General features: G+C 70.4%; 5 protein-coding genes and 1 pseudogene. 2 read left to right on the forward strand and 4 right to left on the reverse strand.

Annotated features, from left to right (window positions below; translation table 11 throughout):
• Positions 1 to 7: 7 nt before the first annotated feature.
• Positions 8 to 907, forward strand: a complete 900-nt coding sequence (locus tag SM450_RS26925; RefSeq protein WP_091427581.1) for a carbohydrate ABC transporter permease — start codon at positions 8 to 10, stop codon at positions 905 to 907.
• Positions 904 to 2,334, forward strand: coding sequence for a GH1 family beta-glucosidase (locus SM450_RS26930; RefSeq protein ID WP_474622575.1), 1,431 nt, complete (start codon positions 904 to 906; stop codon positions 2,332 to 2,334). The genes SM450_RS26925 and SM450_RS26930 overlap by 4 nt, the downstream gene beginning before the upstream one ends.
• Before the next feature lie 468 nt (positions 2,335 to 2,802).
• Here SM450_RS26930 and SM450_RS26935 read toward each other — a convergent pair whose 3' ends face one another.
• The 4 genes and pseudogenes from SM450_RS26935 to SM450_RS26950 form a co-directional block, all read right to left on the reverse strand.
• Positions 2,803 to 5,634 carry a hypothetical protein gene (locus tag SM450_RS26935; protein ID WP_474622576.1) on the reverse strand — a complete coding sequence of 944 codons (2,832 nt, stop codon included), beginning with the start codon at positions 5,632 to 5,634 and terminating at the stop codon, positions 2,803 to 2,805.
• Positions 5,631 to 6,824, reverse strand: a complete 1,194-nt coding sequence (locus tag SM450_RS26940; protein WP_474622577.1) for a hypothetical protein — start codon at positions 6,822 to 6,824, stop codon at positions 5,631 to 5,633. The genes SM450_RS26935 and SM450_RS26940 overlap by 4 nt, the downstream gene beginning before the upstream one ends.
• 446 nt (positions 6,825 to 7,270) lie before the next feature.
• Positions 7,271 to 7,486: a hypothetical protein gene (locus SM450_RS26945; RefSeq protein ID WP_474622578.1), complete on the reverse strand. Its 216-nt coding sequence runs from the start codon at positions 7,484 to 7,486 to the stop codon at positions 7,271 to 7,273.
• Between the two features lie 116 nt (positions 7,487 to 7,602).
• Positions 7,603 to 7,701: pseudogene (locus SM450_RS26950) on the reverse strand (IS982 family transposase); the annotation flags it as partial.

Consider the following 7,701-nt stretch of genomic DNA (forward strand, 5'->3'; position numbering starts at 1 on the left):
GAACGCCGTGACCACCCTCGCGGACCCCATTCAGACCGGCACCACACCCTCGCCGCCGCCACGCCGGTCCCACCGGCGCCGGAGCTTCGGGTACCCACGCAAGGGCTCGGTCTGGAGCTACGGCGCCCTGCTGGCGGTCGTGGCCGGGTCGGTCTTCCCGCTCTACTGGTCCATCGTCGTGTCCTCGCAGACCAGCGACGCCGTCACGAAGGTGCCGCCGGCCCTGGTGCCCGGCGGGCACCTCTTCGACAACATCGCGCGCGTGTTCGACACGACCGACTTCGGCCGAGCCCTGGTGAACTCCTTCATCGTCAGCGGCTCGATCACCGTCTCCGTGGTGTTCTTCTCGACCCTGGCCGGGTTCGCCTTCGCCAAACTGCGGTTCCGAGGCCGAAAGGCGCTTCTCGTCGTGGCCATCGCGACCTCGATGGTGCCGCACCAGCTCGGCATCATCCCGCTGTACATCCTGATGGCCGACCTCGGCTGGACCGGGCGCCTCACCGCCGTGATCGTGCCCGGGCTGGTAACCGCGTTCGGCGTCTTCTTCATGACCCAGTACCTCGGCCGCGCCGTACCCGACGAACTGCTGGAGGCCGGCCGCGTCGACGGGTCCAGCACGTTCGGCCTGTACTGGCACATCGTCCTGCCGGCGGCCCGCCCCGCCGCCGCGGTGCTCGGGCTGTTCACCTTCATGCAGGCGTGGAACGACTTCTTCTGGCCGCTGGTCGTGCTGCAGAACAACGCGACCGTGCAGGTGGCGCTCTCCGCACTGGCCAGCGGCTACACCACCGACTACACCCTGACGCTGACCGGCACGTTGCTCGCCACGCTGCCGATCCTCGTCGTCTTCATGCTCCTCGGCCGGCATCTCGTCGACGGCATCATGCAGGGGGCGGTGAAGGGATGACCACCACATCCCAAGGCGCCGCCGCCGCAACCCGACCGGACCTGCCCGAGCTGCCGGACCTGCCGGCCGGCTTCATCTGGGGCGCGGCCACCGCGGCGTACCAGATCGAGGGAGCGGTCGACGAGGACGGCCGCGGGCCGTCGATCTGGGACACCTTCTGCCGTCGCCCCGGTGCCGTCGACGACGGCACCTCCGGCTCGGTCGCCTGTGACAGCTACCACCGCTGGCGGGAGGACGTGGACCTGCTGGCCGGCCTCGGCGTGGACGCCTACCGTTTCTCGGTCGCCTGGCCACGGGTCATGCCGGCCGGGCGGGGCGCGGTGAACCGGCGGGGCCTCGACTACTACGACCGGCTCGTCGACGCCCTGTGCGGGCGCGGCATCCGGCCGTTCGTCACGCTGTACCACTGGGATCTGCCCCAGGCGCTCGAGGACGAGGGTGGCTGGCGGGTACGGGACACCGCCGAGTGGTTCGCCGAGTACGCCGCCGCGGTGGCGGGCGTCCTCGGTGACCGGGTCCAGGACTGGATCACGCTGAACGAGCCGTACTGCTCGTCGATGGTCGGCTACGCGGAGGGCCGGCACGCGCCCGGCACCGCCGAAGGACACGGTGCCCTGGCCGCCGCCCACCACCTGCTGCTCGGGCACGGCAGGGCGGTCGCCGCAGTCCGGTCCGCCGCCGGCCCGCGGTCGCGCGTCGGCATCACGCTCAACCTCTCCCCCGCCGTGCCGGCCAGCGATACCGAGGCCGACCGGGCGGCGGCGGATCGGCAGGACCTCATGCTCAACCGGCAGTTCACGGATCCGGTGCTGGGCGGCGCGTACCCGCCCGGGTTCGAGCGGCTCTACGCCGGGGTGAGCGATCTGTCGTTCCGCCGGGACGGTGACCTGGCGGTGATCTCCACGCCGCTGGACTTCCTCGGTGTCAACTACTACTACCGGGTGCACGTCGCCGACGCCCCGTACGAGCAGCCCGACCCGGCGCTGCGCAGCGCATTCGACATCGGGGTCCGGCAGCTACGGCCGGACGGGTTGCCCACCACCGACCTGGGCTGGCCGGTGGAGCCGCAAGGGCTGTTCGACACCCTGACCGGGCTCGCGGACCGTTACCCGGGCCTGCCTGCCGTGTACGTGACGGAGAACGGCTGCGCCGACCTGCGGGACGGACCCGAGCCGGACCCGGAACGGATCTCGTTCGTGGCCGGGCACCTGGCGACGGCGGCCCGTGCGGCCGCCGTCGACGACCGGCTCGATCTGCGGGGGTACTTCTACTGGTCGCTCATCGACAACTTCGAGTGGGCCCGCGGGTACGGGCCCCGCTTCGGTATGGCCCACGTCGACTACGGCACCGGATCCCGTACGCCCAAGGCCAGCTACCACTGGTTGCGTGACCGCTTGCGGGCGTGGCGGGAACGCACCTCCACCTGAAGCGCCGCCCGCGGCTCGTGGCGGCAACGGTATGCGCGGTCACCCGGCAACGAACCGCCCCGGTTTCGGTGGAGTCGGTTTGGTTGACTCGTCAGGCGCTCAACCGCCAGTTGCCGAACGCCGTACGGATGCGGCTGGACTGGGCCAGCGCAGACCCACTACCGCACGTGTCCTCGCCATACATCTGCTTCCGGCACTCCGCCGCACGCAGCGGACACTGCCGACCGACGCGCATCGACCGTGAGTTCGGGCCGGACCAAAAGACGCGCTGGCGTCCGGCCGACGTGTTCACCTTCCCCGCGATCCGGACCTGCCCGTCGAGTTGGCAGAACGTCTGCACGGTTCGCCACGCGGTCGCCGGCCACCCGAACCTGCCGGTCCACGTGCGTCGCGTCTTACTCGCGGATTCGAACGAGTGGGTGGAGCAAGCCAGATGAGCTGCGGATCAGGAGGTAACAAGTTCTTCGATCATGAAGGCGGGGCGTGGGCGCCGGGCTCGCCTGGCGGGGCGTCGAGGGCCAGCCTCAGCGCCGCCTCGACCGGATAGACCGGGCAGTACAGCGGAGTGTCTGTGGCCGGCGGGGCCGCGTCCTTCGCCTCGAACGCCTTGCGGGCCCGGCCGAGGTCCGCGAGCAGGTCGGCCACTGACGGTTCCTTCTTCGGCTCCGGGGGCGCCGCCTCGACGGGTGCCTCCGTCTTCGGCGCCGTGATCGAGACGCCGAGCGCCGCCGCGGCGGCGTTGAGCCCGTCCTTCGGCATCGCGGCGGCCAGCGCCGAGAGGCGGCCGACGGCCTGGTCGGCGTACGCGGCGTCGACCGGCACCGCCGGCAGCTCGAACCGGGTTCCGGTCTGAGCGCCGAACGGGGCGTCGCGGAACACCCGGTCGCGGTTCTCGGCGTCGACGAGCACGTGGCGGCCGTCGTGGAGGTCGGCGTACAGGTTGGCGGCGAGCACGTTCCCGTCGAGCAGCAGGTTCTGGCCGGGCACGGTCGCGCGGACGGCGATGCTGTCGGCGAAGGCGAGCACGTTGGCCTCGACCCGCATGACACCCCGGCCGGAGATGTCCAGCAGGCAGCCGGTCGTGGACTGCCCGGTCGAGGCCCGGCCGGTGGGGTCGGCGGCGAACAGGACCGTGTTGCCGCGGATGGTCCAGGGGCCCGCGCCGGGTGCCTGGATACGGACGGCGGTGCCGCTCGTGTTGACGACCACGTTGTTCTCGAACGTTCCGTACGCCGCACTGAGCTGCACGGCGCAGTACGCCGCGTTGGCGAAGACGCAGTTGCGCACGGTGATGCCGCCGCTGCCGCCGCGCAGGTCGAGCAGCGCCGCCGACTGGGAATGGCCCGCGTCGAGGGCGCCGCTGTCGGCGTACGCGTTGTAGGTCGCCCCGTCGAACATGAACCCGTCAAGGATGAGGCCCTCCCCCGAGTCCTCGCCGGTGAGCACCGGATCGCCGAAGATGCCCTTCGCCTTGGTCTCCGGAGTGAGCACGAAGCGCACGGGGTGTCGCCAGGGGTCGCGCGCGGCGAACTCGGCGTCCCACCCGCCCAGCAGCGTCAGGTTGCGTACGGGGATGCGCCACGTGCCCGACCGCAGGCGGCCCGTGTACTCACCTGCGGCGACGAGGATGCGGTCGCCCTCGGCGGCCTTTTCGAGGGCCTGGAACGGGTCGCGGAACGGCGCCTCGCGGCTGCCGTCCCCGCCGGAGGATCCGGCCCGCACGAACCAGTCGCGGCCGGCCGGCCGGGGCGGCTCGGGGGCCGTGACGTCGAGCACGGGCGCGAGGGAGTCGAGGACGATGGTGGCGCTCTGACGCCCGCCGGGCGGCGTGAGGCGATACGTGCCGCGGAGCAGGTACGTGGACTCGACGTCGAGGCCGCGCGAATACCGTACGGCCTCCTCAGTCTGGTGATGGACGAGGCCGTAGCGCGGGGCGAGCGCCCACCACGGGCTGTTGTCGGTGCCGGGCTCGTAGACGGCGACGCCGATGTGCGTCTCCGCGAGCTCGGGGAGGATCTGCGTGTTCTGGTCGAAGCCGACCCCGGCCCGCACCTGCACCGGGGCTCCGGCGAGCGCCGGGTCGGCCTCGTAGAGCCGCGCCCAGTCGACGGCCTGGTATGCCGGACCGGCCGGGAGCTCGGTGAACGGCTCCGGCGCCGCCAGGTCGGCGGGGTGCGCGCCCGGCGCCGCGCCGACCGCGAGGGCGAGCACCTCGGCCGGGGCGAGCCGGCGCATGACGGGCCGCTGAACATCGCGGTCTGATGTGGACGGCAGTTCGCCGAGGCCGGCCGATTTCCGCAGCGCGTTGAGGGCGGCGATCGGCGGGCGCTCGTACGTGACGGCGACGTCCACCGTGTACGTGTCGAGCCACGCCGCCGGGAGCCCGGTCAGCTGTGGGTCGCCGACGGTGTTGCCGGCCGCCGAGCGCAGGCCGACATCTTCGAGCTCCGCGGCGTACTCCTCGGTGAGCTCGGCCTCCGCGCCCGACACCCGGCTGCGCACGATGTCGCGCGGTGTGGCGAAGAACAGGTTGCGGTCGACGGCGATCTGCCCGACGTCGCGCAGGCAGGCGACGGCCGCGTTGCCGCAGCCGACGAACACGTTGTCGGCGATCGCGGCAGCGCCGTCGACCCGTACGCCGACGGCCCGGTCGGCGCCGGAGCCGCGCGGCGGGTCGGAGTCGTCGTGGGCGAAGGCGAAGGTGTTGCGACTGACCGCGGCCGGGGTTTCGGGGGCGCCGTCGCGGACGGTGAGCAGGCTGAGGCCGACGCAGTTGACGACGATGTTGTTCTCGAAGACCACGGAATCGCCGCCGAGCTCGACGGCGCCGGAGCTGCCGTTGGCGAAGCAGCAGTCGCGGACGGTGATGCGCTCGCCGCGCAGGCTCACCAGCGGGCCGTCCCCGTAGGAGGCGCGCTGCAGGCCGCCCTGCTCGTCGTAGTCGTCGCGCCCGGCCCCGTCGAAGAACAGCCCGTCCAGGACGAGGCCGTCGTGGCCGCCGATGCCCTGGAGCATGTTCGGCTCGTTCGGGACGCGCAGGCCGGTCTTTGCCGCGAAGACCGTCGGTGTCTGCCAGGGGGTACGGCTGGCGAAGTCGGGGCTGTATCCGCCGAGCAGGGTCAGCTCGGGGGTGTCGACGACCCACGAGGAGCGCTCGCCACGCCCGGTATAGGTGCCCGCCGCGATGTGGATGCGGTCGCCGGGCGCAGCCTGCCGCAGCGCGAGCCACGGGTCGTGGAACGGCCGGGCCCGGGTGCCGTCGCCGACCGGGCCGCCCGCCGCGACGAAGAGGTCGGTCATGACTTCTTCACCTCGTCGTCGGCTTCCTCCGTCTTGTCCGCGAGCAGCTTGAAACCCACCTTGACCGCGTCTCTGACCTGTGCGAACGCGGCGAGGCCCGTCTGCTTGTAGGGTCCCTCGGCCAGGTCCTTGACGTATTCCTCCTCGGTCGCCAGCAGCGACTCCAGGGATTCCGAGGCCTTCTCCAGCTCCTCGTTGAACTTCGCCAGCGTGCCCGGATCATCGGTCAGCTGGGCGAAGGCGTTGGTGCTCTCCTCCACGAGCGTGGGGAAGAGCTCGTCGTAGAGCTCGCTGGACTGCTCCTTGGCCGCCTCGGCCCGCGTGTCGAGCCCTCGGTCGAGGACGTTCTCCTTCATCCAGTCCCAGTCGGTGGCCCGGTAGTCGCCGGACGCGCCGATGCCGCGCCAGTTCCCCGCCGCCTCGGCGCCGCGGGCGAGGAGCTTGTCGATCCAGTCCTCGTCGAGCTGTTCGCGGGCCGCGGTCAGCAGCTTGATGTTGTCGACCACCGTCTGCTTCGCGGCCCGCTTCTGCTTCGCCGCCATGAGGTTCTCCGCGGTGAGCTTCTCGAAGTTCTTGATCGCCTCGTTGGCGGCTTCCTTGGACGACGGGTCCTTCATGAAGAGGACGATCAGGCGGGCGCCCGAGGTCGGGAGATATTTGACGAGCAGGCTCTTGACCGTGTCCTGGATGGAGCCGAAGTTCTTGAGGAGCAACTGCTCGACGATCGCGTCGTTGCTGCGCGCGTTCTGGAGGTCCTCCTCGCACTTCTTGATGAGCGCGAGGTCGGCCTCCAGGACCTTGCTCATCAGCGTGGCGACCTCGGGGACGTCGAGCCGGGCGACCTGCGCCCAGATCTTGCGCTCCCCGGCGAGGAAGTCACGCGGGCCGACCGCGGTCCACCGTTCGTCGACGGACATCGCGTTGGCCTGGCTGTCCTCCAGCACCGACCGGATGTCCGATTCGAGGCGCTCCATCAGCGCCTCGGCCTGCTCGCAGTTGGTCTCCCACCGGTCGGTCAGGCCGTCATAGCCCGGTTGCTCCAGCTTGGAGAGCATCTCCTCGAACAGCTTTTCCCGATCGGTGTCGAAGCGTTCCAGCAGATCCAAGACCTTGTCGAGGATGTCCTCCTCGAACCCTGTGGCGCGCATCCGCTGCTCAACGAGCTCGCGGGCGTCATCGACATCTTCCACAAAATTCAGCGTAGGAGCCCTCGGTCACCCCAGGCAGTCGTGAACCCGATCCCTGCCGGATCAAGGATCCGACCTATGCCGCCGCTCGGTGAAGACTCACTCCGGAAGTCGTCGACTCTTCGGGAGTGCACCATGTCATCCCTGTTCAGCGGACCGATACTTGGTGTTGTATGCGTCTTGCGTCTAGCACCGGGGCGCAGCCGGCTTATAACGGCAAGGCGTGGGGTTGACCCGGTTTGACGGACAGGGTCGGTAAGTTGATCTCACGCCACCTTGCTCGCTGGCCTGCGGGCCGTCGCCTCATACTCGGCCGGACTCATGTAGTCGAGGGTGGAATGGCGGCGGCGGGTGGTGTACCACCCTCGATCCACTCGAAGATCGCCACACGGGCGGCGGCCCGGGTCGGCCACGCCCTCCGGTCGAGCAGTTCGTGACTGGCGTTGGCGTCAGCGACCAAGCTGTCGATTCAACTCCTCGAGCATGTCGATTATCTCGAGTCGGCTGGCGGCGGCTGGCATGATCCGCGTGGTGCCGTAGGCGAACTCCACCAACGCCGAGCGCGCGGCGGCAAGCTCGGCCGCAGTGGCGTCGAGCTGATGCCAGGATGCGTGGACTGCTGGGACGACGTCGTCGCGCAGGCGGACGGCAAAGGCCCGGGCCACCTCGGCGTCGGCGCCCGTCCGAAGGTTCCACTCGTCGTCTCCGAGATCCCCTAGACGATCTATTCCGAGGGTTCAGTGGTCGTAGGCGATGAGGGAGCGCATGACGGGTTGGCCGGGCGGGCGTGACGGATCCAGCGGGCTTCCTTGTGGTAGCCCGACAGGGCTTGCAACACCGACAGGGTGATCAGTTCAGCGTCGGTGATCTTCGGAGCGAT

The organism is Micromonospora marincola, assembly GCF_056150385.1.